This window comes from Paracoccus tegillarcae (assembly GCF_002847305.1).
Classification (GTDB): Bacteria; Pseudomonadota; Alphaproteobacteria; order Rhodobacterales; family Rhodobacteraceae; genus Paracoccus; species Paracoccus tegillarcae.
In genome coordinates this window covers 1,785,358-1,810,385 of the sequence record NZ_CP025408.1, presented here as the reverse complement: position 1 = coordinate 1,810,385, position 25,028 = coordinate 1,785,358, and the positions used below count along the sequence as shown (strand labels likewise).

General features: G+C 63.1%; 19 protein-coding genes. 8 read left to right on the top strand and 11 right to left on the bottom strand.

What is annotated here, in order from left to right; translation table 11 throughout:
- Positions 1-36 precede the first annotated feature (36 nt).
- The gene (gene yiaK / locus CUV01_RS08870) at positions 37-1,068 is read left to right on the top strand and encodes a 3-dehydro-L-gulonate 2-dehydrogenase (RefSeq protein ID WP_101460153.1); all 1,032 of its coding nucleotides are present in this window, start codon (positions 37-39) and stop codon (positions 1,066-1,068) included.
- A gap of 18 nt (positions 1,069-1,086) precedes the next feature.
- Here yiaK and dnaJ read toward each other — a convergent pair whose 3' ends face one another.
- From dnaJ to CUV01_RS08835, 6 genes are all read right to left on the bottom strand, one after another.
- Complete coding sequence (gene dnaJ / locus CUV01_RS08865; RefSeq protein ID WP_101460152.1) at positions 1,087-2,244, bottom strand: molecular chaperone DnaJ; 1,158 nt, start codon at positions 2,242-2,244, stop codon at positions 1,087-1,089.
- 76 nt (positions 2,245-2,320) lie between these two features.
- On the bottom strand, positions 2,321-4,240 hold the full coding sequence (dnaK, locus tag CUV01_RS08860; protein ID WP_101460151.1) for a molecular chaperone DnaK: 1,920 nt from the start codon (positions 4,238-4,240) through the stop codon (positions 2,321-2,323).
- 454 nt (positions 4,241-4,694) lie between these two features.
- Complete coding sequence (locus tag CUV01_RS08855) at positions 4,695-5,282, bottom strand: histidine phosphatase family protein (protein ID WP_101460150.1); 588 nt, start codon at positions 5,280-5,282, stop codon at positions 4,695-4,697.
- Between the two features lie 63 nt (positions 5,283-5,345).
- The gene (locus CUV01_RS08850) at positions 5,346-7,694 is read right to left on the bottom strand and encodes a calcium-binding protein (RefSeq protein ID WP_157994823.1); all 2,349 of its coding nucleotides are present in this window, start codon (positions 7,692-7,694) and stop codon (positions 5,346-5,348) included.
- Positions 7,695-8,290: 596 nt separating this feature from the next.
- On the bottom strand, positions 8,291-10,102 hold the full coding sequence (locus CUV01_RS08840) for a PQQ-dependent methanol/ethanol family dehydrogenase (RefSeq protein ID WP_101460148.1): 1,812 nt from the start codon (positions 10,100-10,102) through the stop codon (positions 8,291-8,293).
- A gap of 210 nt (positions 10,103-10,312) precedes the next feature.
- Positions 10,313-10,867 carry a tetratricopeptide repeat protein gene (locus tag CUV01_RS08835; RefSeq protein ID WP_232962654.1) on the bottom strand — a complete coding sequence of 185 codons (555 nt, stop codon included), beginning with the start codon at positions 10,865-10,867 and terminating at the stop codon, positions 10,313-10,315.
- Between the two features lie 126 nt (positions 10,868-10,993).
- Here CUV01_RS08835 and CUV01_RS08830 point away from each other — a divergent pair, with 126 nt between their 5' ends.
- From CUV01_RS08830 to CUV01_RS08810, 5 genes are read left to right on the top strand one after another with little or no spacing between them, the layout of a single operon-like run.
- The gene (locus CUV01_RS08830; protein WP_101460147.1) at positions 10,994-13,093 is read left to right on the top strand and encodes a 4Fe-4S binding protein; all 2,100 of its coding nucleotides are present in this window, start codon (positions 10,994-10,996) and stop codon (positions 13,091-13,093) included.
- Positions 13,090-13,986 carry an FAD:protein FMN transferase gene (locus tag CUV01_RS08825; protein ID WP_101460146.1) on the top strand — a complete coding sequence of 299 codons (897 nt, stop codon included), beginning with the start codon at positions 13,090-13,092 and terminating at the stop codon, positions 13,984-13,986. Before CUV01_RS08830 ends, CUV01_RS08825 begins: the two co-directional genes overlap by 4 nt.
- Positions 13,983-14,759 (top strand): response regulator transcription factor, encoded by a 777-nt coding sequence (locus tag CUV01_RS08820; protein ID WP_338418346.1) that lies wholly within the window; start codon positions 13,983-13,985, stop codon positions 14,757-14,759. Before CUV01_RS08825 ends, CUV01_RS08820 begins: the two co-directional genes overlap by 4 nt.
- Positions 14,756-15,901 (top strand): FIST N-terminal domain-containing protein, encoded by a 1,146-nt coding sequence (locus CUV01_RS08815; RefSeq protein WP_232962652.1) that lies wholly within the window; start codon positions 14,756-14,758, stop codon positions 15,899-15,901. Before CUV01_RS08820 ends, CUV01_RS08815 begins: the two co-directional genes overlap by 4 nt.
- Positions 15,898-18,114: a hybrid sensor histidine kinase/response regulator gene (locus tag CUV01_RS08810; protein ID WP_101460145.1), complete on the top strand. Its 2,217-nt coding sequence runs from the start codon at positions 15,898-15,900 to the stop codon at positions 18,112-18,114. Before CUV01_RS08815 ends, CUV01_RS08810 begins: the two co-directional genes overlap by 4 nt.
- A 5-nt stretch (positions 18,115-18,119) precedes the next feature.
- Here the strand turns inward: CUV01_RS08810 and CUV01_RS08805 are convergent, their stop codons facing one another.
- Together CUV01_RS08805 and pedF are read right to left on the bottom strand one after the other, a co-directional pair.
- A complete protein-coding gene (locus tag CUV01_RS08805; protein ID WP_101460144.1) occupies positions 18,120-19,148 on the bottom strand; it encodes a substrate-binding periplasmic protein in 1,029 nt (342 codons plus the stop codon).
- Entirely contained in the window at positions 19,148-19,861 is a 714-nt protein-coding gene (gene pedF, locus CUV01_RS08800) for a cytochrome c-550 PedF (protein ID WP_101460143.1), read from the bottom strand. The genes CUV01_RS08805 and pedF overlap by 1 nt, the downstream gene beginning before the upstream one ends.
- 168 nt (positions 19,862-20,029) lie before the next feature.
- On the opposite strand from pedF, the gene CUV01_RS08795 reads away from it, so the two are divergent.
- Both CUV01_RS08795 and CUV01_RS08790 read left to right on the top strand, forming a co-directional pair.
- Positions 20,030-21,232, top strand: a complete 1,203-nt coding sequence (locus CUV01_RS08795) for an ABC transporter substrate-binding protein (protein ID WP_338418345.1) — start codon at positions 20,030-20,032, stop codon at positions 21,230-21,232.
- Between the two features lie 16 nt (positions 21,233-21,248).
- Positions 21,249-22,220 (top strand): YVTN family beta-propeller repeat protein, encoded by a 972-nt coding sequence (locus CUV01_RS08790; RefSeq protein ID WP_101460142.1) that lies wholly within the window; start codon positions 21,249-21,251, stop codon positions 22,218-22,220.
- Between the two features lie 21 nt (positions 22,221-22,241).
- On the opposite strand, the gene CUV01_RS08785 is transcribed toward CUV01_RS08790, so the two are convergent.
- Genes CUV01_RS08785 through purH form a run of 3 tightly spaced genes read right to left on the bottom strand, consistent with a single transcriptional unit; the run spans position 22,242 to position 25,005 of the window.
- Positions 22,242-22,763, bottom strand: coding sequence for a DUF3035 domain-containing protein (locus CUV01_RS08785; RefSeq protein ID WP_101460141.1), 522 nt, complete (start codon positions 22,761-22,763; stop codon positions 22,242-22,244).
- A gap of 31 nt (positions 22,764-22,794) precedes the next feature.
- The gene (lspA, locus tag CUV01_RS08780; RefSeq protein WP_338418344.1) at positions 22,795-23,412 is read right to left on the bottom strand and encodes a signal peptidase II; all 618 of its coding nucleotides are present in this window, start codon (positions 23,410-23,412) and stop codon (positions 22,795-22,797) included.
- Between the two features lie 3 nt (positions 23,413-23,415).
- Entirely contained in the window at positions 23,416-25,005 is a 1,590-nt protein-coding gene (gene purH / locus CUV01_RS08775) for a bifunctional phosphoribosylaminoimidazolecarboxamide formyltransferase/IMP cyclohydrolase (protein ID WP_101460140.1), read from the bottom strand.
- Between the last annotated feature and the right edge of the window lie 23 nt (positions 25,006-25,028).

The following is a 25,028-nucleotide window of genomic DNA, read 5'->3' as shown; positions in this document are numbered from 1 at the left end:
AGACGTTCAATGCCGCCGATATGTAGGAGGTTTGACATGGCACGAGTGGATTTCGAGACGCTGGCCGGCTGCATAGAGCAGGCCTTCCTTGGGGCGGGCCTGTCACCTGAAAAGGCGCGCCTCTGTGCCCGCGTGCACGCCGAATCAAGCCGCGATGGGGTGCCCTCGCATGGGCTGAACCGGGTTTCGCGCTTTGTCGAATATCTGAACACGGGCTGGATCGACGCAGAGGCCGAACCTGCGCTGGTCCGCAGTGTCGGGCCGATCGAGATCTGGGACGGGCAGCGGGGGCCGGGCGTTCTGAACGCGCTGTCCGCGACCGACCGCGCCATCGAAATCGCCGCCGATCAGGGTTGCGGCATCGTCGCCCTGCGCAACACGACGCATTGGATGCGCGGCGGCGCCTATGGCTGGCGCGCAGCCGAGGCCGGGCGGGCGCTGATCGCCTGGACCAACACGGAATCGGTCATGCCAGCCTGGGGCGGCACCGATGCGAGGGTGGGCAACAATCCTCTGGTCATCGCGGTGCCGGGCGCCGGCGGCACCCCGGTGGTGCTGGATATGGCGATGTCGCAATATTCCTATGGCAAGCTTGAGGTAACGCGGCAGGCGGGGCGGCAATTGCCCTATCCCGGCGGCTTTGACGAGACGGGCGAGTTGACCAGCGACCCCGCCGCCATCGAGGCGACCCGACGTATCCTGCCCACCGGTATGTGGAAGGGCTCGGGCCTGGCGATTCTGCTGGATGTGCTGGCGGCGATCCTGTCCGAAGGGCTGGCCACCGATGGCATCGACAAGGTGGGTGCAGGCAGCTGCACCGGCTGTTCGCAGATCTTCATCGCCTTCGATCCCGAGCGATTGGGCAGCGCCGCGCATCTGCAAGAGGTGATCGCCGGGATGAGCGCGCATCTGGCCAGTTCAACCCCGGCAGAGGCCGGGCGTGGCGTCACCTATCCGGGGCAGAATACGATGCGCACGCGCGGGGAGAACCTGCTGGACGGGGTGCCGGTGGATGACGGGGTCTGGGCCGAGGTTCAGGCGCTGGCGGGGGTCAAGGCACAGGGATGACCGCCCGCAGGCGGCGCATCATTGCCGCGTCATGTCGTCCCAGAAGCCCTTGACCTTCTTGAAGAAGTTATCCGATTGCGGGCTGTTGTCGGCCTTTACGCTATCGAATTCGCGCAGCAGTTCCTTTTGCCGCGCGGTCAGGTTGACCGGCGTCTCGACGACCAGTTCGATCAGCATGTCGCCCGGTTCGCCATGAGCGCCAGCGCCGTGACGCAGCGGCGGCATGCCCTTGCTGCGCAGGCGCATCTGACGCCCCGACTGACTGCCCGCTGGAACCTTGACGCGTGAACGGCCGCCGTCGATTGTCGGCACCTCGACCTCGCCGCCGAGGGTGGCGGTGGTCATGCTGACCGGCACCTGACAGGCCAGCACCTTGCCGTCGCGCAGAAAGATCGCGTGTTCCTGCACCTCGATGAAGATGTAGAGATCACCCGCCGGCCCGCCGCGCATCCCGGCCTCGCCCTCGCCAGCCAGGCGGATGCGGGTGCCGGTTTCGACGCCCGCAGGGATATTCACGGAAAGCGCGCGTTCGCGTTCGATCCGGCCAGCCCCCGCGCAGGATTTACAGGGGTTCTTGACGATCTGACCCTGACCGCCACAGGTCGGGCAGGTCCGCTCGACCGTGAAAAAGCCTTGCTGCGCACGGACCTTGCCCATGCCCGAACAGGTCGGACAGGTCGCCGGTTCGGTCGCGCCCTCGGCGCCGGTGCCGTTGCATTCCTCGCAGGCGACCGATCCGGGCACCGAGATCTTTTTCAGCAGGCCCTCATAGGCCTCTTCCAGCGTGACGCGCAGGTTATAGCGCAGGTCCTGCCCGCGTTGCGCGCGGCTGCGGCCACCGCCGCCGCCACGGCGGCCCATCATGTCGCCAAAGAGATCGTCGAACACATCTGCGAATGCCGAGCCGAAATCGCCCGATTGCTGCCCGCGCCCGCCACCAAAGCCGCCATTCTCGAAGGCGGCATGGCCAAAGCGGTCATAGGCGGCCTTGCGCTGGCCATCCTTGAGGCAGTCATAGGCCTCGTTCACTTCCTTGAAGCGGGCCTCGCAGGTGTTGTCGTCCTGATTGCGGTCGGGGTGCAGTTCTTTCGCCTTTTGGCGGTAGGCTTTCTTGATCTCGTCGCCCGAAGCGCCGCGAGCCACACCCAGAACTTCGTAATAATCGCGTTTTGCCATGTAGTTTCCAGTTCGGGACCCTCACGGAAAAGGCCGGCCCGCGCAGTGGCGGACCGGCCGGTGGGGTGTGTCTTGCTTACTTGCGCTTGCTGTCGTCAAGATCTTCGAAATCGGCGTCGACGATGTCGTCATCGACGTCGCGCGGGCCATCCGGATCGGCCTCGGCCTCGGCCGAGCCACCCTCGTCTGCCTGCGCCTTGTAGATCGCCTCGCCCAGCTTCATGGACGCGTCCATGACGTTCTGGATCCCGCCCTTGATCTTGCCGGCATCCTCGGACTTGATCGATTCCTCCAGCGCGCCGATGGCCAGTTCGATCGCCTCGACGGTCGAGCCGTCGACCTTGTCGCCGTGCTCTTCCAGCGACTTCTTGGTCGTGTGGATCAGGCTTTCGGCCTGGTTCTTGGCTTCGATCAGTTCGCGACGATCCTTGTCGGCATCGGCGTTGTCTTCGGCATCCTTGACCATCCGCTCGATATCCTCGTCGGACAAGCCGCCCGAGGCCTGGATGGTGATGTTCTGTTCCTTGCCGGTGCCCTTGTCCTTGGCGGATACCGACACGATGCCGTTGGCATCGATGTCAAAGGTCACCTCGATCTGCGGCAGACCGCGCGGAGCGGGCGGAATGTCCTCGAGGTTGAACTGACCCAGCATCTTATTGTCGGCAGCCATTTCACGCTCGCCCTGGAAAACCCGGATCGTCACAGCGTTCTGGTTATCCTCGGCGGTCGAGAAGATCTGGCCCTTCTTGGTCGGAATGGTCGTGTTGCGGTCGATCAGACGGGTGAACACGCCACCCAGCGTTTCGATGCCCAGCGACAGCGGGGTCACGTCCAGCAGAACCACGTCTTTCACGTCGCCTTGCAGAACGCCGCCCTGAACGGCTGCGCCAAGTGCCACGACCTCGTCAGGGTTCACGCCCTTATGGGGTTCCTTGCCGAAGAATTTGGTGACCTCTTCCATCACCATCGGCATACGCGTCTGACCACCGACCAGGATCACTTCGTCGATCTCGGCCTTGCTGACGCCGGCATCTTTCAGCGCGTCCTGACAGGGCTTCATCGTCTTCTTGACCAGATCGCCGACCAGGCTGTCCAGCTTGGCGCGGGTCAGTTTGACAACCATGTGCAGCGGCACGCCGCTTTCCTTGTCCATCGAGATGAACGGCTGGTTGATTTCGGTCTGGGTCGAGGATGACAGTTCGATCTTGGCCTTTTCAGCCGCCTCTTTCAGGCGCTGCAGGGCCATCTTGTCCTTGGTCAGGTCGACGCCATGCTCTTTTTTGAATTCGTCAGCCAGATAGTTGACGATGCGCATGTCGAAATCTTCGCCACCCAGGAAGGTGTCGCCGTTCGTGGATTTCACCTCGAACAGACCGTCGTCGATTTCCAGAATGGTGATGTCGAACGTACCGCCGCCAAGGTCATAGACCGCGATGGTTTTCGATTCTTTCTTGTCCAGACCATAGGCCAGCGCAGCGGCAGTCGGCTCGTTGATGATGCGCAGCACTTCGAGGCCAGCGATCTTGCCGGCATCCTTGGTGGCCTGACGCTGTGCGTCGTTGAAATAGGCGGGGACGGTGATGACGGCTTGCGTCACCTCTTCGCCAAGATAGCTCTCGGCGGTTTCCTTCATCTTGCCGAGGATCATCGCGCTGATCTGCGAAGGCGAATATTTCTCGCCGCGCGCCTCGACCCAGGCATCGCCATTGCCGCCATCGACAATGTCATAGGGGACCAGTTTCTTGTCCTTCTCGACCTCGGGGTCGGTCAGGCGGCGGCCGATCAGGCGCTTGACGGCAAAGATGGTGTTGGTGGGGTTGGTCACGGCCTGGCGTTTGGCGGGCTGGCCAACGAGGCGTTCACCTTCGGTAAAGGCAACAATCGAGGGCGTCGTGCGCGTACCTTCGCTGTTTTCAACGACCTTAGGCTGACTGCCATCCATGATCGCGATGCAGCTGTTGGTGGTGCCGAGGTCAATCCCGATGACTTTAGACATACATTCTACCTTTCTTGCGGCGATATTCTGGGCCTCAGGTCCGTTATGGCCCCCAAGGCCCGATCCCAAAGATGCCCGACCCCTCTTGTCCTTGGGCCGGCCTTCGATGGTCTATATAGGAAGCCATTTCCGGCCCGCAAGCGGGCGCCGCAAGGCAATTTGGGGGAAAAATATCGAATTGCGCCCATTCTGGGGTCAGCCGTCGGTCCTTTGCCAACGGCAGCGCGGGCGTGTCAGGCCAATACAGAGGTCGGGTAAACCGCTGGCCGGTGTCGAACGCCCTCAGATCGCGTCAGGCAATCTTGACCCGACCGTCAAGCACATCCGCCTCGAATCCGGACCTTGAGCCACAGGACACTCGAAAATCGGATGAGCTGATTTGTCGATCTTCGATCTGGCCGGGCCGACCGCCGCAGCCGCAAAAGGCTTGCGAGACGATCAATGCAGCCTGTTTCTAGCGCTCTCTCACTTCCATCAATTCCCAATTGCTGAGACCTTTGACGAAACGATAGGGCGTGGCGTTCTTTGCCGGTTTGACCACTCCGACGAGTTGCTCGCAAATTGCGCTCATCACACCAAAATGCCCTACGAACAAAATCCGCTCGTCTGGCTGGCTGGTTAGCCAGTGGGTGACTGCGTCCATTGTACGTTTGCACACGTCCTCCCATGGCTCGGCGTCGGGCGCGAGGTTTTTGCTTGAGGCTATGTTCAGGCCGGTTTTTGCATCCGATACAATGTCATTGACCGGACGCCCTTCAAGGCTGCCAAAGCCACGTTCAATGAGATTTTGGTCATTCGTTACCGGCACACCAAGTGCCTCTGACACGACATCTGCGGTCTGGCGTGCTCGCAACAAAGGGCTGCTGACAATGAAGCCGATATTCTCTGCCGAAAGAAGCCCGGCGCTCGCGTGGGCTTGCTTCATTCCTGTTGCGTCAAGCGGCCTGTCCGAACGCCCTTGAAGCAAGCCAAGCGCGTTCCAGTCCGTTTGTCCGTGGCGCAGAAAGAGAAACTCTTTTGAGGGTTGGGTGCTGTCGCTCATAAATCGGCTTATCAGGAAAAATCACCCTGATTTCAATAGGCCAACCGCGACAGCCGTGCAGCCTCAGGGACCTTCACAGCCCTGGATCAGCCCTCCGCCGACGCATTGGTCGGTGCCGGCGCCGCCCGAAACGATGTTTTGCCCCGCGCCTGCATCAACCGTGTCGTCGCCGGGTCCGGCAGTGATGACGTCGTTGCCGGCGCCGCCATCGATACAGTCATTGCCGCCAGCGCCCAGAATCACATCGTCCCCGCCCAGCCCGAAGATCGTATCGTCGCCGGCGGTGCCGGTCAGGATATCGGCACTCTCTGTGCCCAGGATCGTGGGCGCGCCACTGCACCCGATCCGGACCACCGCAAAAGCGCCGTCATCACGATAGTCGATGCCAAAGACCAGCCCCGGCGACAGTTCCGGCCATGTGATGGTGTTGAACTGACCGCTATGCGCCGCATAGGTCACCAGCGGGATTTCATCGCCCGCCGCCGGCACATAGCCCGGCGCAAGCCGCAGGGTCAGATCGCCGCCCAGGGTTGCGGTGCCATCGACGATCACCAGATCGCCCTGCCCCGGCTGGCCGGTGGCATCCAGTTCCAACTGGGCAGACAGCTCCAGCACCAGATCACCTGTAAAGCGGCCCAGCCCATCAACAACCAGACGCCCGCCCAATCGGGTGTGACCATGGACTTCGGCCACTGGTGCGGTGCCCCTGAGATGCAGCAGATGCGCGGCGTTCTGGGTAAAGCTTTGCTGCCAGCCATCCGCGAATGTGATCGAGCGGCCGGGCCCGACCTCGATCCGCGCGCTGAGCCGGTCGGCCAGAATAGCGTCGATGACCAGATCGCCCTCTACGGCACGCAGCAAGGCATCGGGCATGTGCAGGAAATCCTGCCCGTCAAGATCCACCACCGGCGGCGAGGTCGTGACCGAACCCGGCGCCGGATTGTCGGTGACGATCCGCAGCGTCCCGCCACGGGCGATGATCATCGCCTCGGAATCCAGCCTGTCGGCGATTTCAACCCGGCCATGCCCGTCGATGCCGCCTTCGTTTTCCAGGCGCGCGACGCGGGCTGATCCGCCGCGCATCTGCAACCGCCCCCCGCGTTCGATCATCATCTCGGCGCTGACCGCCCAAGCGTCAGGTCGAACGCGCAGGCTGGTATCCTGCATCGGGACCACCACGTCGCCCTGCTGGGGTGGCTGCGGTCGCGGGCGCAAGGGGCCGGTTTCGCTGAATGCGCCGGCGATGGTCGTCAGGCCGCGCACGGCCAGCCGCCCCTGTTCGACCACGACCCGGTCGCTATCGGCGATATAGAGGCTGTCGATCCCCGCATCCTGACGCACCCGCAACCGGGTGATCTGCGAATTCGCGGCCTGCCGGACCACAAAGACCGGATCATCGGGTCCGGGCACACGGCCCCCCAACCAGGTTTGCGGCTGATCCAGAAAGCCCTGGCGCCGCAGATAGCTGCGTGGCAGCCGGATATCCTGCCAGCCCGCGGCCGTTGCCAGAGCGCCGATTTCGGCCAGACCGGGTCGCACGCGCCGCCATGGCAAGATTCCCGTCCACATCAGTGCCTGATGCTCGACACATTCATGCAGGCGAATGCCGGGAGAGGTGCTGGGCCCGGTGCTGTTGTTGTCCTCGGGGTCTTGGCCAGCCGGTGTGGGAAGGCGACAACTGGCGATCCCGCCCAACGCGAGGTGCTGACAATCCTGCGCGCGGCCGGCATTGCTGAAACCGAGCAGCGCTACCCCTGCCGCACCCGCGACATAGCCCGGCACCGCGATTTGCAGGTCATCGGAGGTACAGACCGGGTCAGGCTCTGCCGAGATGATGTCGCGGTCAAAGCCAAGAATATGGCCGATCTCGTGCAACGCTGCGGTAAGGAGGTCAGATCTGATGTCGGTATTCATGCCGTTATAGGCGACCTCGAATATCTCTATCGGGTCACCGACAATGGCGTCCAGATTCTCGTCCTCGCGCATGGTGCGCAGTAGTTTGGGGCGCATCGGATATTCCTCGTCCAGATCGGGCGTGGGGTCGAAGAAATAGCTTTCATCGGCGGGGATTCGGATCCGGCCTTCGGTCGGAAGACCCTGAGCGTCCAAGGATAGGGCATTGGCGTCCGGCAGGCTGCTTACCTCGGGTGATAGCCAGCCATAGCGGATCAGAATGTCCTGATCGTCGCGAATGATCGAGGACCAGTGATCTGCCGCCGCCCGCATGATCCGCGCAAGATCGGCGTCGCGACCACAGTGCAACAACGGATCTGAGGCGGGAACACAAGGATCAATCGCGCCGGGGATATTCGGGTCGTAAACCAACTCGATATTCAGCGCCGGGGCTGCGGTCGGGATCAGCGTACCGACCAGCACTGCCGCAGCCATTAGCCCTTGGGACATGAAACGCATATCGGCACTCCGCCACAGACGCCGCTGCGCCCAATTGCCGTGGTCATGCGAGCGGCGTTAATTTAATATTTGATTTACTTATTTTAATTAAAATAACATTATTTTAATTTAATATCAAATTAATTAAATAAATATAATGTAATATTAATATCTTTCAGCCTTGACTGAATGCAGACAATTTCAACCCGAAGCCGATGGACACGGCCCCGGTGAAGGCCTGAAAACCGCGTTGAAAGCCCGAACTGCGCGCCCCAAGGTGGGAACGGTTTTGGCGATCAGCAGACCGTTTGGACCGGGCGACATGACCAACATTGCCGCGACGCCGGTAAATGTCAGGATTTGGGTCAGGTCCATTCGGCGGCATCCCTTTGAGAAATAGCGACCCGTTTAGAGGGCGGTGGCGCTCTGTTGCACAAATCAGGTGATGGCCGTGGTTCCCTTTTCCTTCGACATGCGGCGGAAAGGTATCGGCGCGACCACGCAAACTGCTGCCTTGGCTAGCGAAAAGCCACCCTCCGACCAAAGAAAAAGCCCCGCCAACTCAAGGCTGGCGGAGCAGTCATGCCACTTTGGCAGTGAGCGTATGCCTTGCGGTCTCAGCCGCTGGAGGCCTCATCTGCCGGGGCCTCTTCGGCGGGATCAGCCGCGGCCGAACTTGCCGCAGTCGGGATCCGGAACGTCCAGACCATGCCGCCCTGGTTCAGATAGTTGACCTTGCTGGCAACTTCGCCGCCCCACAGAGGCACGGCGCCACCCCAGCCCGAGACGATCGAGACATATTGCTGCCCGTCCATGTCCCAGGTCACAGGCTGACCGACGATGCCCGAGCCGGTCTGGAACGACCACAGCTCTTCGCCGGTTTCGTCATCCAGCGCCAGGAACTTGCCTTCGGGTGTGCCGAAGAAGACCAGACCGCCGGCGGTGGTCATCACGCCGCTCCACAGAGGGGCTTCGTTCTTGTATTCCCACTTCCATTCGCCGGTCATCGGATCGACGGCCTTCAGCGAGCCGATATGGTCCTCGTACATCGGCTTGATGGTAAAGCCCGAACCCAGATAGGCCGCGCCCTGCTTGTAGGCGACAGGCTCGTTCCAGATATCCATACCCCATTCGTTCGACGGCACATAGAACAGCCCGGTATTCTGGCTATAGGCCATGGGCATCCAGTTCTTGCCACCCAGGAAGCCGGGTGCCGAGAACACGGTTTCGCCTTTTTGACCCTCGGTCGCAGCGGAAGGATCGCCGGGACGGTTGTCCTCGTTGAAGATCGGGCGTCCGGTCTCGTCGATACCGCTGGCCCAGGTGATGTCCTTGACGAAGGGCCATGCATTCATGAACGCGCCATCTTCGCGGTTCAGCACATAGAAAAAGCCGTTCCGGTCAGCGGTGGCGAATTTCTTGGCGCCTTCGGAATCGGTGAAGGCAACGACTTCGTTCACGCCGTCATAATCCCAGCCTTCGCGCGGCGTCGACTGAAAGTGCCACTTGATCTCGCCGGTTTTCGGGTCGATGCCAAGGCGCGAGGCGGCATAGAGGTTGTCGCCGGTATTGCCTTCGGTCGGCGCCCCTGCATCGCGCAGATGGCTGTTCCACGGCGCCGGGTTGCCGGTGCCAAAGACCAGCGTATCGGTGTCAGCGTCATAAGAGCCGCCCAACCAGGTCGCCCCGCCGCCGGTTTTCCACATATCGCCCGGCCAGGTCGCGTTCAGCGTGCCGGTCATGGTGCTGTCTTCGCCGTTCAGCGTGCCCATGTGACCTTCGATCACCGGGCGGGTCCAGACCATCTCGCCGGTGTCGGCATTGCGGGCCTGCACTTCGCCAACGACGCCAAATTCGCCGCCGGAATTGCCGGTGATGACCATGCCGTCCACGATCAGCGGCGCGGCGGTATAGCTGTAGCCCGCCTTGTAATCCGCGATCTGGTCACGCCAGACCACGTCGCCGGTTTTCAGGTCCAGCGCGACGATGCGCGCGTCCAGAGTGCCGAAAAAGATCTTGTCGCCATAGATCGCCGCACCGCGGTTGACCACATCGCAGCAGGGCAGGATGCCTTCGGGCAGGCGGGCGTCATATTGCCACAACTCGTCGCCGGTGTTCACGTCGATGGCGTAAAGCCGCGAGTAAGAGCCGGTGACATACATGATGCCGTCATAGATCAGCGGTTGCGCTTCTTGTCCGCGCTGCTTTTCGCCGCCCATCGAAAAGGCCCATGCGGGCACCAGTTGGCTGACGTTTTCCTTGTTGATCTGATCCAATGGGCTAAAGCGCTGCAGATCGCGCCCCATGCCATTGGTCAGCACCGTCTGGGTGACAGTCTGATCGCTTGCCAGATCCTCTTCTGTGACCTGTGCCACGGCGGGCAGTGTCATCATGATCGCCGCAATTGCGGTCGCGCCAAGTAACTTCATCGGTTCCTCCCTCAGGGTGGGCGCTTAACGCGCACGCAACTCCGAGTTAACGACCCGGCGGAAAACCGATCAATTCTCGTATCGTAGTAAGACTTAGGTATGAGATACAATCCGGTCGTGATTCGCAGTACGCCCCATGCGTGATCAAACCTGCGGACGCCGCTTGGGGCGCCGTTCAGCCATCACGATTTGCAGTCGGCTTGGGGGTGATCAGAACATCGGCCCGTAACGCCAGTTATCGGCATCCGGGGTCACCTCGTCGGGGTCATAGCCTGCGTTGCGCAGCCGGATTGCTGGCTCTACGCCTGCTGTGGCAGCCTCATCAACCAGCGCGCGGCCCGCAGCCTCGTCGCGCGCGACGCCATAGCCTCGGATCAGATCCAGCCCATAGTTGAACTTGCCGACAGGATCGCCCGCCTCGGCGGCGCGGCGGCTCCATTCTGCGGCGGAATCGGGATCATAGGGGCCGGCAAGACCATTATTGTCCAACTGGCTCATCCAGGTCATCGCGGCGGTGTAGCCGGCATCGGCACAGGCACCAAAGGTATCGCGCGCGCTGCCATGATCGCCCCTCTTGGTCATCAGATAGCCCGAGGCGCAGGTCATCATGTCCAGCCTGCCCTCGCGGGCGTTGTTGGCCATCCGATCCAGGCTCAGTTCGTCGGGATTGAGCGTGCCGCCGTCATCCTCGATCGCTTGCCCATAGACGGGCAGCGCCAGTAGGATGGCGATGCAGGTGGCGGCCCTGATGATGCGGTTCAGCATGTCCTCCTCCTGCCGGTCAGGCTAGGCCGTGCGGCGCGGTCTGCCCATCCGGACCATGGTCGTAACATCCCCCCTAGACCTAAGTCGAATTCCGGCAGGCCATGTCACACGGCTAGGCTGACCGTCATGCGCATGCTGCTGGTCCTGATCTTCGCTCTTGGGCTGATGGCCCTGCCCGCCCACAAGGCGGCTGCAGAAGATCTTGCGCCCAGCCCGCGCGAACGGATCGAGGCACTGATCAGCCCACCGATGGAACTGGGCAAGGCACTGACCGAAACCGGCGTTTACCAACTGTTGAATTCGGGCGGCGCACTGGCCGGGTACGTGTTCGAGACCGGGCCTCTGGCGCCGCTGCCCGGCTTTTCCGGCGCGCCGATCAATGCGCTGGTCACGCTGGATCTGAACGGACGGTTTCTGGATGTGAAACTGCTGGACCATAACGAGCCGATTTTCGTCTCGGGGCTGGGTCAGGCACCGTTCCATGCGTTTTTCGAACAATATCCCGGCCTTTCGATCGCGGACCCTATGGTCGTGGGCAATGCCTATGGCCGCGGCGGGGCGGGCAGTGATCTGGTCTATCTGGACGGGGTGACCAAGGCCACGGCCAGCGTGCGGATCGCACATGAAAGCGTGCTGGCCGCCGCTCTGCAAGTTGCGCGGGAACGGATGCAGGGCGTGGCCAGCGGCCCGCCCGCCGCACCCGATCCCGACCATGACGAAGCGCTTTCCTGGGATGATCTGGTCGCGCAGGGGCTGGTGGCGCATCAGCGCGTCAGCAATGCCGAGGTCGATCAGCTGTTTGCCGGCACGATCTGGGCGGATGATGACCCGGAGGCCGCCGCCGAACCCGACGCGCCCTATCTTGACCTCTGGCTGGTCGATATCGGCCCGCCCGCGATTGCCCGCGCCCTGCTGAACGACGCCACCCTGCGCGAGCTGCAGGCGTTTCAACAGATCTCTCCGGATGATGAGCCGTTTCTGGTCATTGATACCGGCCGCCATGGGTTGGTCTCGGAGGATTTCGTACGCAATACCGCGCCGGATCGTCTGACCGCCGAGCAGGGCGGGTTGCCGGTTGCGTTGCGCGACGCTGATCTGCTGGTCGGCCTGTCGGATCAGGTGCCCGCCGCGCTGCATGACGGTGCCGCGATGATCCTGCGCACCGACCGGCGGCTTGGCTTTAACCCCGTTCAGGAATGGGCATTGCAGGTGCAGGTGGTGCGCGAACACGGGATGTTCCAGCCGGAACTGGGCAGCCAGCATATCGCAGTCGACTATGCCTCTGACCCGCGCTTCTTTCTGACGCCAGAGGTTATCCAGACCCTGCCGCCGTGGCGCGAGGCGCTGCAGAACCGCCAGACCGACATGATCCTGCTGGCCGTGGGTTTGGGCGTCCTGCTGCCCCTGTTGCTGCTGCGGCAAAGCTGGCTGGCAGGATTGGCCGCCTTTACACCGATCCGGCTGACCATTCTGGCCATCGTGGTGGGTTTCATCGGCTGGTGGGGACAGGGGCAATTGTCCATCGTCACACCGCTTGGCGTGGGACGTGCGCTGATCGACGGGCGCAGTCTCAGCTTTCTGCTGTATGATCCGTTCTCGCTGCTGATCTGGGCGGCGGCGATTCTGGGTTTTGTGCTGTGGGGGCGCGGCTTGTTTTGCGGCTGGCTATGCCCGTTCGGCGCGCTGCAGGAATTTGCCCACCATATCGGCCGCGCGCTGCGGCTGCCCCGGATCGAACCTTCGGCCCGGTGGGATGCCCGGCTCAAGAGGGTGAAATACGTAGCGCTGGCCGGGCTGGTGGCGACCATGCTGATTTCGCCCGGTCATCTGGACAAGGCCGTCGAGATAGAGCCCTTCAAGACCGCGATCACCACCTTCTTTATCCGCGACTGGTATTATGTCGCCTATGCCGCGTTCTGGCTGGTGCTGGGGCTGGTGACCTTCAAGGGGTTCTGTCGCTACCTGTGCCCGCTAGGCGCGTTCATGGCAATCGGCGGCTTGCTGCGCGGGCGCGACTGGATCGCGCGGCGGGCGGAATGTGGCACGCCCTGTCAGCTGTGCCGGGTGCGCTGCAACTATTCGGCCATCAAAAAGACCGGGCAGATCGACTATTCTGAATGTTTCCAATGTCTGGACTGCGTGACCATCCATGACGATCCAAAGCAATGCGTGCCGCTGGTGCTGAGCAATCGTCGCGCCCTGCGCCTGCCCGAGGCAGCACAATGAGCGTCCGTCTGACCCGCCGCCGCTTTCTGGCTATCAGTGCCTGCGCCGTCGCCGCAAGCCCGGCGCAGGCAGCCAGTTGGCAGGGCATTGTCATGGGCGCCGATGCGCGCATCACCCTGCGCGGCAACCCGGCTGAAACAGAACCGGCACTGCGCGCAGCCTTGCAACAGTTGCGCCGGATTGAGGCGCTGTTCAGCCTCTATCGCGCCGACTCAGCCCTGTCGCGGCTGAACAGGGATGGCGTTCTTGAACGGCCCGATGCGGATTTCACCGCGCTTTTGCGCCTTTGCTCGCAGGTCCACACCCTCACGGGCGGGCGGTTCGATCCGACGGTTCAGCCGCTTTGGCAGGCGCTGGCAAGCGGCACGGATCCGGCACCTGCGCGCGCAGCGATTGGCTGGGACCGGGTGGTGATCGGACCCAGGGCAATCCGGCTAGGCCGCGGCCAGGCGCTGACACTGAACGGCATCGCGCAGGGCTTTGCGGCGGATGCGGTGCGCGACACGCTGGCCCAGCACGGGCTGACGCAGGCGCTGGTCGATATGGGCGAATTCGCGGCACTTGGCGGACCGTGGCGCGTGGGCGTCGGCGACCCGGATCTGGGCGTCGTGCTGACGCGGGCGTTGTCGGGCAACGCGGTCGCCACCTCGTCGCCCGGCGCCATGGCGCTTGGGCCGGCGGGCCATATCCTGAACCCGCTGGATGCAGCCCCGCCCCAATGGTCGACGATCAGTGTCGAGGCCGACCGCGCGGCGCTGGCCGATGGGCTGTCCACCGCGCTGTGTTTTGCAGATCGCAGCGCGTTTGCTGACATATTGCGCCGCGCCCGACCTGCGGCTACGCGCATCACCGCCATCGCCCCGAATGGCGATATCGTCACGGAGCTGCCATGACCCGCCCCCCGCATGACACGCAACCGTGGCGCGGCGCCTCGCAATCGCGCTATGCTGGCTTCATGCAGCCAAAAGCCACATACCCCGATTCGAAAAGTGACGGCGAGCGACGCCGGATCGAAACCGCCCTGATCGTCGAGGATCACCCTCTGTTCAGCGACGCCATCTCGATCACCTTGCGGATGGTGCAGGGCATTACCGATGTCACCGCCACCGAAACGCTGAACGAGGCCGTCGAGCGGCTGGAAAACGGATCGCCGCCCGACATCATCCTGCTGGATCTGAACCTGCCCGATGTAGACGGTCTTGATGGGTTGATCCGCGTGCGCCGGGCAGCGCCCACCGCTTTGGTGCTGATCGTGTCCTCGGTCACCGATCCGCGCATCATTGCGGCGGCGATCAATGCAGGTGCGGCGGGGTTTGTCCCCAAGCACAGCCAGCGCCATGTCTATCAGTCGGCCTTTGACGCCATCTCGCGGGGTCAGACCTTTCTGCCCGAGGGCACAATTCTGCCGCGCGCCACGGACAGCACGCCGGGCAATTCCGCAAGCGACCGGGTGAACAGCCTGACCGCGCAGCAGGCCCGCATTCTGGCGCTGATCTGCGAAGGCAAGTTCAACAAGCAGATCGCGCATGAGCTGTCGATTGCGGAAACCACGGTCAAGGCGCATGTCACCTCGATCATGCGCAAGCTGGGCGTTCACAGCCGCACTCAGGCCGTGCTGGTCGCGCAAGAGGCGCGCATCGGCAGCCTTGGTTCGTTCGAGCCGTGACCGACCGCCCCGAGCGGTTGACGCGCGTCGCAAGACTGGACGCGCATTGCGCTGATATCGGCGGGGCGTTGCGCCAGGCAATGGGCGACGATCTGGCCCTGCTGGCGCTGTTCGTCACGCCACGTGCCGATTTTGCGGCGGTTTGCGCCGCGGCCAGTCAGGCGGTTCCGGATGCCGAGGTCATCGCATGTACCACCGCGGGCGAGATCGCCGGCGGCTATGTCGAGGATCAGATCGTTGCGATCGGTCTGCCCTATACGCATTTCCGCACCTCTGTCGTGACCATTCCCGATCTGGGCGCGATGGACCCCAGCCTGCAGGTCCGCGAAATGATCCTGGCGCGCCAGATGACCGCCGAGGACGGACCCGATTTCCGGCACGAGTTCGCCTTTCTCATGGTTGACGGGTTGACCATGCGCGAAGACGCCCTGATGCGCATGGTGGCGCAGGGCCTTGGGCCGGTGCCGCTGTTCGGCGGTTCCGCTGCGGACGGCTTGCGGTTCGAGCGCTGCCTGATCGGGCGCGGCGGGCATGTGATGACCAATGCCGCCGTCATCGCCTTTGTGCGCACCGACTGCCCGATCAAGGTGTTTAGCTTTGATCACCTTGAGGCAGGCGACCGCCGCATGGTCGTGACGCGCGCAGACCGCGACCGCCGGATCGTCCAGCGCATCAATGATGAACCTGCCGCGCGCGAATATGCCCGCATTCTGGGCAAGGACCCCGATCAGCTGACGACGCTCAGTTTCTCGGCGCATCCGCTGGTCGTGCGCGTCGGCGGGGCATTCTATGTGCGTTCGATCCAGCGGATCACCGAGGATGGCGATCTGGTCTTTTATTCGGCCATCGACGAAGGCGTGGTGCTGACGGTGGCCCAGAACCGCGACATTGCCCAGACGCTGGAACAGGATCTGCAGGCGATTGCGGGTGCAGGCGATCTGGACCGCATCCTGATGTGCGATTGCATCTTGCGCCGGCAAGAGGCCGAACAGACCCAGTTGACCCGCCAGATGTCCGACAGCCTGCGCCGCCATGATGTCGTCGGCTTCTCGACCTATGGTGAACAATATGGCGCGATGCATGTGAACATGACCATGACCGGCGTCGCTTTTTATCACCCGCATCGATCCGGCGCGCGATGACCAATCACCTGCTGGACCCCGCCGACCCGCCTGAACGGCAACTGACCAAGCTGGGCGCGATCTGCAAGGCGCTGATGAACCGGGTCGAGGCACAGACAGATGCCGATGGTGCCGCCTATGCGCAGTTCGAACGAGCCGTGGTGCTGGAAGAAGAGGTCCGCCGGCGGACCTCGGAACTGGAAACCGCCCTGCGCCTGCTGAACGAAAGCAACGAGCGGCTGTCGGATGCCAACACCCAGATCGAGCGCGAGCGCCGCGATGTGGAAAGCGCGCTGGAAACGGTGCAAGAAGGCTTTGCCCTTTTTGATCAGGACGACCAGCTCAAGCTGTTCAATACGCGGTTCTGCTGGGGTCTGCGCGACATTCGCGAGCGGTTGCAACTGGGCATGGGCTTTGCCGATTACATCAGGCTGGCCAGCGAAAGCGCCCATCTGCGGCTGTCCGAGGGCACCTCGCGCGACGATTGGCGCAGGGCGCGGATGGGCAGCCACGGCCAGCCCCATGCCAACCTGACCATTGGCCTGACCGGCGATCACTGGTTGCAGATCAGCGAGCACCGCACCGCCAATGGCGGCACCGCGATCATCCAGACCGACGTGACCGATCTGATCCGGGCCGAGCGTGCGGCGCGCGAAAACCTGCTGGACAACCAGTCACAGGTGATCAGCGCCGCGCTGGATCATCTGGCGCAGGGGGTGGCCGTCTTTGACCGCGACGCGCGGTTGGTTCTGTGGAACTCGCAGTTTCGCATCCTGACCCGCCTGCCGCCCTCGGCGTTTCGCATCGGCTCGGATTTCGAACGCGTGGTGGAGCAGTTGCAGCAGTTGTTCGTGATGCCGGATACAGCAACACGCAACCGCATCAGCGATTGGGTTCGCGACCAGCGCCTGCGGACCGCGCCGGTGTTTCTGGAACTGCCGGGCAGGCAGGGTGGCACGCTGGAAACCTTTATGCAGAACCTGCCCGATGACGGTTTTATCATCAGTATGACCGACATCACCCGCGAGCGCGAAAGCCTTGCCGATCTGGAACGGGTCAATCAGTCGCTGGAACAGCGCGTGCGCATTCGCACGGCGGAACTGCAGCAGGCACTGCGCGGGGCCGAGCGTGCGAATGCCGCCAAGAACAGGTTTGTCGCCGCCGCCAGCCATGACCTGCTGCAGCCCCTGTCCGCCGCCAAGCTTTATCTGACCGGCGCCAAGGAGGGGCCGCATGGCGACACAATCGCCAAGGCCGAACAGGCCCTGCAGAATGTCGAGGACATCATCGAGGCGCTGCTGGATATCTCTCGTCTGGACAGCGAGGAAGAGCCGCTGGATCGCTATCCTTTCCCGCTTATCGACATCCTGCGCCCGGTTGCCAGCGCCTTGGCCCCCCTGGCCGAGGCCAAGGGGCTGGATCTGCGCATCCTGCCCAGCAATGTCCACGTCGTCAGCGATGCGGCCTTCCTGCGGCGGATCCTGCAGAACCTGATCTCGAATGCGATCCGCTATACCGAAACCGGCCGGGTGCTGATCGGCACGCGCCGGCGTGGCAGCACCGTCCGGCTGGAAGTCTGGGATACCGGCCCCGGCATCCGAGAGGCAGACCAGCGCGTGATCTTCGAGGAATTCCGCCGTCTGAACCGCCGTGCCAGCGCCAGCGAAGGCATGGGGCTGGGACTGGCCATCGTAGAGCGCGCCTGCGCGCGGCTGGACCATCCGCTGGAACTGCAATCTGTTCAGGGGCGCGGCAGTGTCTTCAAGGTGACCGTCCCTCTGGCCGGCTCACAGCCGGCGGGTTATGCCAGTACCACCCCCCACCCCATTGCGGATGGCGAAGAGCTGATCCTGCCTGATGACGGGCTGATCGTGTTGCTGGTCGATGATGACGACCAGTTGCGCGAAGCATTGGTTGCGCTGCTGGATGGCTGGGGCGTCAGCGTGCTGCAGGCCGGGTCTTACGCAGAGGCGCTGACCCTGCTGGACGAGGCCGGGATCGTGCCCGATGCGTTGCTGCTGGATTATCAGCTTGGCGAGGGTGAAACCGGTCTGGACCTCGCGCGCGAGATCGAGGCCCGCTATGGCCGCCGTCCCGGTCGCATCATTTCGGCCGACCGCTCACCCGCTCTGGTCGAGGCCTGTCTGGCCGAGGGGCTGGCATTGCTGCAAAAACCGTTGGATATGGCGCAACTGCGCGGATTTCTGGCCGCCGTCGTCCCGTCAGGCGGTTAGGCCCGCTATCTGTCAGGCGGTTGATGGGTCAGGCCATAGCTTTCAAAAATCGCGGCGATGCGTCCGTCTTGCAGCCCGGCGGCGATGGCATCATCCACCGTATAGGCCAGCGGACGATAGGCGAAATGCTCGCCCGTTCCCAAGGTCCAGCGCGACTTTGCCAGACCGGGCAAGGGCGGCTGGTGCAGCGAAATACCGGCATCCGGGCCCGCCTGAGCGATGCCGTATTCCAGTTGCGCGCGCGGCCCCATCGCCGCCATTACCTCGCCATCCGCCAGCGCCTGCATCGCCTCGGCCATGGTTGGATAGCGCCGCACCCCGGCAGCCGTCTGGCCGCCCGCAAAGCCGCTGAGGTAGAAATCAGAGATCGAATCGTTCTCGACCGCGACCGTGTCGAAACGGAAATAGGCGGGCACCGGACCGCCATCGGGATAGTCGCTATCGGCATAAGCGATGGCGATGCTTTCTTCGGCATACTGGCCGTTAAAGACCACCTGCTCGACCCGGCAGGCAAAATGGCTGTCATAGGGGACGCGCATCATCACATTGACGACGGGCGCGTTCAGCGCCGAGCCTTGCCAGATGTTCAGCCGCAGGTCCGTTTCCAGATTCTCGCCGGCCATCACAAAGGTAAAACGCGCATCGACGCCGATGCTGTCGGCGATCAGGCGGGCGATCTCGACATCGACACCCGTCGGCGTGTCGCCGTCTTGCCAGGAATAGGGCGGAAAATCGTCGTAGACGGCAAAGGTCATAAAGCCGCGCTCGACAATCGTATCAAGATCCTGTCCGACGATATCGCGGCTGGCATTCTGCGGCTTGGGCTGCGGAATATAATCGGCGCAAGGGTCTTGTTTGGCGGTGCTCGGCGCGCCCGCCGGGGCGTTGGTCACGGCAAAGGGCGACAGCCCGCCATCACTTGCAGCATCCGCCGGCTGCTGTGCCTTTACAGGGTCAGCGGCACCGGCCCCCAGAACGGCCAGAAGGGCGCAAAGCGCCCCCCCTTTTGCCCAGATTCCGGCTGTTGATCGCATCAGTGGGCGACCGACAGCCCGACGGTCAGGATCTCGGCGGCCTGATCGTAGGCCTCGGGCTTTGCCGCAAGCACCCGGCCCGCATGGGTGGCGATATTGTCGGAAACCGGGGCGCCCGACATGGTCTCGATCTGGCCGCCGATCTCGGTCAGCCGGCTGGCAATCGCGGCACTATCGGCCGATCCGCCATCGGCCGCCGCCTGCAAGGTGTCGCGGATCTCACCCAGTTCGGACGAGACCTCACCCAGCTGGTCGCCGTCAGGCCGGGTCTCGACATAGGTGCGAATCGCCCAGCCTGCCTCTTGGCCCAGAACCTCGCCAAAGGCGGGCATCTTGGTCACGCCGCCCTGCGTGTAACCCTGAATAAAACGCTCGATATACCATTCATCGCCGTATTCCTCGGCCTCGAGAAAGCGCAGGTCAGGCGCGAGCCCGCCTGAAATCGCCTCCAGCCCATGACAGCGCGCGCAGTTCTGGACATAGCCCGATGCGCCGATCTCTACGGCCTTGGCCCAGGCCTCTTCGCCCGCAGTCTCGGCCCGGTAGGGGTTTTCTGTCAGCACCTCGCCTTCGGCCAGTTCGGGCAGGCCCGAAACATCCACTGCCTGCGGAGCCACATCACCATGGGCCAGCGCAACCGTCGGCACCATCAGCGCGGCACAAACAGCCGCAGCCAGCGCCACGCGGTCGCTCGTCTTCACAAATCCGGACATGACACACTCCTCCTCAGGATGTCGTTGCCCTGATCTAACGATCCGTGGGCGAACACGGCTATTCGACATTGGTCGCGACGACCGGCAAGGCGGCCCTGCGGCATTGGACCATGGTCGAATTGGGGCGCACCCTTGGCGGTTCTAAGCTGGGCCATAAGGGAGAGTTCGATGCAGGCATTGCAATCCAAGGTACAAACATCACTGCGTCGTCTTTCGGCTGCCGCGGTGATCGGTTCGGCAATGACGGGGCCGCTTTGGGCGGAGACGCTGCCCGTTCCGATCGGCTGGCTGAAGGTGGAACAACCCGCCCCGCCGGTGCTGTCCAATCTGGCGACAAAGGCCGACGATCTGGGCGTGGCCGGCGCGCGCTTGGGGCTTGCCGACAACGCCACCACCGGCAGTTTCATGGGCCATGACTATAAGCTGACCGAAACGCTGGTCCCCGAGGGCGAAGATCCCCTGGCCGCCGCGCGGGCCGCCTTGGCCGATACACCCCTGCTGCTGATCGATGCCCCCGCCGATATCATCGTGCAGATCGCGGATCTGCCCGAAGCCCGGAGCGCGGTTCTGTTCAACACAGCGCGGGGTGAGGATCGCTTGCGCCAGCAGGATTGCCGCGCCAACCTGCTGCATACCGCGCCATCGGACGCGATGCTCAGCGATGCGCTGATGCAGTTCATCTCGGCGCGGCGCTGGTCGCGACTGGCATTGATACAGGGCGGTCATCCCGGCGACGCGGAATTCGCGGCGGCGCTGGACGCCTCGGCCACGAAGTTCGGGCAAAAGATCGAGGCGCGAAAAACCTGGGAATTCGACGCCGACATGCGCCGAAATGCCAGCGCCGAGGTGCCGCTGTTCACGCAGGATCTGGGTGAGTATGACCTGTTGCTGCTGGCTGATACGCTGGACGATTTCGACCGCTATATCCCCTATAATACATGGCTGCCCCGCCCGACCGCCGGAACCGAGGGCATCGTGGCGACCGCATGGTCCCCGGTGGTCGAGCAATGGGGCGCGGCACAGTTGCAAGGCCGCTTCGACGAATTGGCCGGTCGCGACATGCAGGCGCAGGATTACGCGGCATGGGCCGCCGTGCGCAGCATTGGCGAGGCCGTGACCCGTAGCGGCGTGGCCGATCCGTCCGCCCTGCGCGATTTCCTGCTATCGGACGATTTCGAACTGGCAGGCTTCAAAGGCCGGCAGCAAAGCTTTCGGGACTGGGACGGACAAATGCGCCAGCCCATCCCCCTGGTTCATGATCGCGCGGTCGTCGCACAAGCCCCGTTAGAGGGCTTCATGCATCAGCAGACCGAACTGGACACGATGGGCGCCGATCGCCCCGAAACGACCTGCACTGCCTTTGCCAATTGATCTGACAGGAAATCCGATGTCGCTTTATCGCCTTACCCTTGCCTCGACCTGCCTGACCCTTCTGGCGGCCACCGCCCCGATGGCCGCCGAAATCTGGGTGACGAATGAAAAGGACAACACCATCAGCGTGATCGACGTCGACAGCATGGAGGTCACCCGCACCATCCCCACCGGCGAGCGCCCTCGCGGCATCATTTTCAGTCACGATCACAGCGTCGTCTATATCTGCGCCTCCGACAGCGACACCGTGCAGGTGATGGACCCCGACACAGGTGAGATTCTGCACGACCTGCCCTCGGGCGAGGATCCCGAACAATTCGTGCTGCATCCCGATAACCGGCACCTCTATATCGCCAACGAGGACGACGCGATCACAACTGTCGTCGACACCGAAACCCACGAAGTCGTGGCCCAGATCAATGTCGGGATCGAGCCCGAAGGCATGGCTGTCAGCCCCGATGGCAAGATCGCGATCACGACCAGTGAAACCACGAATATGGCGCATTGGATCGACACGGAAACGCAGCAGCTGTTCGCCAATACACTGGTCGACAGCCGCCCGCGCCATGCCGAGTTCACCAGCGATGGCAGCCAGCTTTGGGTCAGTTCGGAAATCGGTGGCACGATCACGATATTTGACACCGAAACGCAGGCCGAACTGGGCAAGGTGCGTTTTGATATGCCCAATATCCACCCCGACAAGATCCAGCCCGTCGGCTTCAAGTTCGACGAAGCCAACGAATTCGCATGGGTCGCGCTTGGTCCGGCGAATCATGTCGCTGTGGTGAATATGGCCACGTTGGAGGTCGAGGATTACATTCTGGTTGGCCGCCGCGTCTGGCACATGGCCTTTTCGCCCGACAATTCGCAGCTGTTCACGACCAATGGCGTATCGGGCGACGTGACGGTAATCGACGTGGCCGCGCGCAACCCGATCAAGACGATCAAGGTCGGCCGCTTTCCCTGGGGCGCGGCAATGCGGCCCTGATAACGGCCGCCTCTGCCTGGTTCACTCTTCGATACGCGGCGGTGCGCTTGGCGTTTGCGCCCCGGCACGACGCCAGCGCAGCAGTTCTGCCGTCGGGTCAAGCATCATCGGACGATAGGCCCGCATGTAAACGCTGGTCTGTGCAAGCGTCTCTAGCAACCTGCGCGAATTGGCAGAGCGCCAGGCCCGGTCAGCCACGGCCAGTTCGCTGCGGATCCCCGGCTGCACGCCGTAGCGCGACGAATAGTTGACCAAACCGCCATCTGCAGCCGCAATGCCATTATCGGCCAGCCGCTGCGGATTGCCGCCCAAAGCACCAACCGCATCGCCAAAGGGCGTCGGGTCGGTGATGTTGGCACCACCCGGCGACGGCGCCGGCAGCACGTTCAGATCAGCCGGCATCGACAATGGCTTGGTCGGCAGAATCGCGAATTCGTCAGGGCCATCCTGCCCGGACTGGATATTCATCAATTGCGGATTGTTGCTGCAGCCAGCAACTGCCAGCCCGACCGCGATCATTGTTGTCAGCGCAAATGCCCGCATTCCGGCCTGCCCCCTTTTCGTTCGGCCCGTTCTAGCGTGAATTCCGAGGCTCGTCACGGGTCTTGTCGACCTTGTTGTCCGCAGGCGCAAAGATCAGCCCGATCGCTGCTGCAAAGATCGCGATATCGGCCACGTTGAAGCTGTAGGGATTCTGCCAGTTCGGCAGCGACATGTTCAGAAAATCCGCCACCGCGCCATAATAGATCCGGTCGATCACATTGCCGATGGCGCCGCCGATCAGCAGCCCGCCCGAGATCCGCGCCATCCGACCTGCACCCGAACGGGCCAGCCAGATCCAGACCCACAGACAGACGGCGACGGCCACACCGATCAGCAGCCAGCGCATGAAGTCCTGCTCGCTGGACATCAGGCCGAAGTTCACGCCTTGATTCCACGCCATGCGCAGGTTCAGCCAGGGCGGCAGCACGTCGATGGCGCGCACGCGGTCCAGCTCCAGGACATGCACGACCCAGTATTTCAGCACCTGATCGACAAGGATGATGGCCAGCGCGACCCAGGCCGTCAGCCGCATCGCCGATGGTTCGCGGCCCGTCGTGCTGCGCGGCTCGACCTTGGACACACGGGGCTTGGGCTGCGGCTTGGGTTTGGCCTCTTTGCGCACCGGAGGGGGGGCTTTGCGATCTGCCATGGTTCAGTGCCGGAAATGACGTTGGCCGGTAAAGACCATGGCCAGACCCAGACGGTCGGCGGCCTCGATCACCTCGGCGTCGCGCATCGAGCCGCCGGGCTGGATCACCGCCTTGGCGCCGGCATCGGCCAAGGCCTCGATCCCGTCAGCAAAGGGAAAGAACGCATCCGACGCGACCGCCGAGCCGACGGTCAGCGGCAGTGGCAGTTGCAGCGCCTCAGCCATGTCCTCGGATTTGCGACGCCCGATCCGGGTGCTGTCCACGCGGCTCATCTGACCCGCGCCAATACCCACCGTGGCCAGATCCTTGGCATAAACGATGGCGTTGGATTTCACATGTTTGGCGACCGTCCAGGCAAACATCAGATCGGCCATTTCACCGTCCGAGGGCTGACGCTGGCTGACCACCTTCAGCGCATCCGCGCCGACATGGCCATTATCGCGACCCTGCGCCAGAAAGCCGCCCGCCACTTGCCGGAAGGTCATGCCGATGGACAACGGATCGGGCAAGCCGCCGGTGGTCAGCAGGCGCAGGTTCTTCTTGGTGGCAAAGACGCGTTTGGCATCCTCATCCGCATCGGGCGCGATGACCACCTCGGTAAAGATCTTGACGATTTCCTCGGCCGTCGCGCCATCCAGCGGCTGGTTCAGCGCCACAATGCCGCCAAAGGCCGATGTGCGGTCACAGTCGAAAGCGCGTCGATAGGCCTCGATGGCCGTCTCGCCGCGCGCCACGCCGCAGGGGTTGGCATGTTTGATGATCGCGCAGGCAGGGCCGCTTGCCGGGTCGAATTCGGCGACCAGTTCAAACGCAGCATCGGTATCGTTGATGTTGTTGTAAGACAGCTCCTTGCCCTGCCACTGGCGCGCGGTGGACACACCCGGACGCGCCTCGCCCGTGGTATAGAAGGCCGCGGCCTGATGCGGGTTTTCGCCATAGCGCAGCCCTTGCGCCAGCGTGCCGGCAAAGGCGCGGCGACGCGGGGTTTCCTCGCCAATGGCGCCTGCCATCCAGTTCGACACCGCCGCATCATAAGCCGCCGTGCGGGCATAGGCGGTCTGCGCCAGCCGTTGCCGGAACGGCAGGCCGGTGCGGTCGTCATGCTCATTCAACTCGGCCAGCAGCGCGTCGTAATCCTGCACATCGACGATCACATTGACAAAGCCGTGGTTCTTGGCCGCCGCCCGGATCATCGCAGGCCCGCCGATGTCGATATTCTCGATGCATTCGGCATAGTCGCCGCCCTTGGCCACCGTTTCCTCAAAGGGATAAAGGTTCACCACCAGCAGGTCGATCGGGCCAATGCCATGGGCCTCCATCGCGGCCAGATGCTCTTCATTGTCGCGCAGCGCCAGCAGGCCGCCATGCACCGCCGGGTGCAGGGTTTTCACGCGACCGTCCATCATTTCGGGAAAACCGGTCACGTCGGCGACATCCACAACCGTCAGCCCTGCCTCGCGCATGGCGCGGGCCGATCCACCGGTGGACAGGATCTCGATCCCCCGGCTTTCCAGCTTGCGGGCGAAATCAATCAACCCGGTCTTGTCAGAAACGGAAATCAGCGCGCGTCGCATCGGGATCAGGTCGGTCATGTGGGTCCTCGGACGTGGTTTGG

Coding starts and splice junctions, on each gene's coding strand:
- purH (WP_101460140.1), bottom strand. CDS start 25,005: ATGACCGACCTGATCCCGATGCGACGCGCGCTGATTTCCGTTTCTGAC.
- CUV01_RS08820 (WP_338418346.1), top strand. CDS start 13,983: ATGACCCGCCCCCCGCATGACACGCAACCGTGGCGCGGCGCCTCGCAA.
- CUV01_RS08850 (WP_157994823.1), bottom strand. CDS start 7,694: ATGCGTTTCATGTCCCAAGGGCTAATGGCTGCGGCAGTGCTGGTCGGT.
- CUV01_RS08840 (WP_101460148.1), bottom strand. CDS start 10,102: ATGAAGTTACTTGGCGCGACCGCAATTGCGGCGATCATGATGACACTG.
- CUV01_RS08785 (WP_101460141.1), bottom strand. CDS start 22,763: ATGCGGGCATTTGCGCTGACAACAATGATCGCGGTCGGGCTGGCAGTT.
- yiaK (WP_101460153.1), top strand. CDS start 37: ATGGCACGAGTGGATTTCGAGACGCTGGCCGGCTGCATAGAGCAGGCC.
- CUV01_RS08835 (WP_232962654.1), bottom strand. CDS start 10,867: ATGCTGAACCGCATCATCAGGGCCGCCACCTGCATCGCCATCCTACTG.
- lspA (WP_338418344.1), bottom strand. CDS start 23,412: ATGGCAGATCGCAAAGCCCCCCCTCCGGTGCGCAAAGAGGCCAAACCC.
- CUV01_RS08810 (WP_101460145.1), top strand. CDS start 15,898: ATGACCAATCACCTGCTGGACCCCGCCGACCCGCCTGAACGGCAACTG.
- CUV01_RS08830 (WP_101460147.1), top strand. CDS start 10,994: ATGCGCATGCTGCTGGTCCTGATCTTCGCTCTTGGGCTGATGGCCCTG.
- CUV01_RS08795 (WP_338418345.1), top strand. CDS start 20,030: ATGCAGGCATTGCAATCCAAGGTACAAACATCACTGCGTCGTCTTTCG.
- CUV01_RS08805 (WP_101460144.1), bottom strand. CDS start 19,148: ATGCGATCAACAGCCGGAATCTGGGCAAAAGGGGGGGCGCTTTGCGCC.
- dnaJ (WP_101460152.1), bottom strand. CDS start 2,244: ATGGCAAAACGCGATTATTACGAAGTTCTGGGTGTGGCTCGCGGCGCT.
- dnaK (WP_101460151.1), bottom strand. CDS start 4,240: ATGTCTAAAGTCATCGGGATTGACCTCGGCACCACCAACAGCTGCATC.
- CUV01_RS08790 (WP_101460142.1), top strand. CDS start 21,249: ATGTCGCTTTATCGCCTTACCCTTGCCTCGACCTGCCTGACCCTTCTG.
- CUV01_RS08825 (WP_101460146.1), top strand. CDS start 13,090: ATGAGCGTCCGTCTGACCCGCCGCCGCTTTCTGGCTATCAGTGCCTGC.
- pedF (WP_101460143.1), bottom strand. CDS start 19,861: ATGTCCGGATTTGTGAAGACGAGCGACCGCGTGGCGCTGGCTGCGGCT.
- CUV01_RS08855 (WP_101460150.1), bottom strand. CDS start 5,282: ATGAGCGACAGCACCCAACCCTCAAAAGAGTTTCTCTTTCTGCGCCAC.